General features: G+C 32.3%; 2 protein-coding genes. One reads left to right on the forward strand and one right to left on the reverse strand.

Annotated elements, in window-relative coordinates; all coding sequences use genetic code 11:
• A partial coding sequence (locus tag F3G98_RS09295; RefSeq protein WP_149726081.1) for a hypothetical protein occupies nt 1-464 on the reverse strand: 464 nt, incomplete at its 3' end.
• 139 nt (nt 465-603) lie between these two features.
• Here F3G98_RS09295 and F3G98_RS10520 point away from each other — a divergent pair.
• On the forward strand, nt 604-1,648 hold a 1,045-nt coding region (locus F3G98_RS10520; RefSeq protein WP_188116997.1), incomplete at its 3' end, for a hypothetical protein.

Here is a 1,648-nt window from a genome sequence, read left to right on the forward strand (position 1 = left end):
CAGCTTGAGTTTATATTTAGGGTATTTATAATAGAAGCAAATCTAGATGTGAAAAAGCTAAGGATAGGTAAGGTTACGCCATAAAGAGATCTATTGCTTTGATGCTCAACCATCTTGTAGGTTAATTTACTAAGCTCATAGAACAAAAAGCATCCGTTTGCCTTTTTGAGTGCAGCCTTTGGGTCACTTAGATCAACTATGCTTAGTATAAAAAGAAATATTTGTTTTAATAAAAACTCTCCGCTTTCTTTATTTAACTCGCTTAAATTCTTATCTAACTCTCTAAAACACTCTTCAATACTTTTTTCAAATTTAGCTCCATCTAGCCCCTCGCTAGATATCAAAGAGCTAGCATCACTTAGCAGATCATTTTTTAAGGTATTTAGGCACTCTTTTACGATATCTTTGGCGTCATCATAGTTGGATACTATTATAAATACCCTAAATATAAACTCAAGCTGCAATGTATTAGTATTTAAGCAAGATAAATCCTCTAATTCTGGCTTTTTTATAGACTTTACCCATCTAAATTTAGACTATATCTACTTTAGAGACGACAATAACCTAAATGAGGTTAATTGCAATGCAGATGAGGGATATAGTGTGTTTGGTCATTTAGATGATCTGTCGGTATTTGATCACACTAAGGATGTTTGCTCTTATGATATAGTAAATAAAAACTTAGGCTTTGGCTCTAGTGATGATACGCTCTTTAAAAGACTAAAGGATCAAATAAAAGGACTAAATGCAAATTTAAATTTTATCTGTGCTTCAAATTTCAACTCTATAAAACTAGCCAATCTAATAGCAAACAAGTCCGATAAAAATGGCTCATCTGCAAACGATGAGATGAACAGCAAAGATTTTTCAAATTTAAATAAAAACTATGTAGTCCTCTCAAACTCACCTTTTAGATCAAGTGCAGGTCTTAGAGAAGAAGTAATAAGTAAATGCCTAGATCAAGTGATAGAAGACGAGCTAAATAGACCCAACAAATCCAACCTTGTAAAACAAAAATTCACCGATATAAAGACCCTAAGTCCTATTAAGGACTACAGCCAGTACAGCATAAACATCAATAAGGAAAACAATAAATCAACTCTTGTTTTAAATTTATCCCCATTTGCAAGGATAGATAAAAAATATATAGACAACATAGAGCAAAAAAGGGAAGAATTTAAAGAGATCGCCTATCAAGATGACACTAACTATCTTGATAATTACACCAAATACGAAGAGTTATTTAAGACAAATTTCTCTCACGTAAATGCTTATGCTAAGCAGCCAAATGATATGGAGAAGATCAAAAAAAGTGAAGAGGAGTATATGAAAAAGGTAACTCTCTCTTTTAAAGCAGTGTTTGATAAGGTAAATGAAAACGCCTTAAACAGAAGAGAGACTGAAGCATATAACAATAGTAGTATCTCAAGCCAAATCATAGATGATATAAAAAATGGCTCATCAACTGCAGATGAGTACTACCCACAAATGCAACGTATAATACAAACCCTCCCAAAACGCTACTCTTTCATAGAGGCACTATCTCTTGGCGTAGCTTACTTTATAATAACTAAAAGCTATTCAAAAAAAATGATAAAGAAAAGCATTAAAGATGGTGATGAATATATAGTAATAGAAGATGATGAAA

Source organism: Campylobacter concisus (assembly GCF_902460895.1).
Taxonomy (GTDB): domain Bacteria; phylum Campylobacterota; class Campylobacteria; order Campylobacterales; family Campylobacteraceae; genus Campylobacter_A; species Campylobacter_A concisus_BC.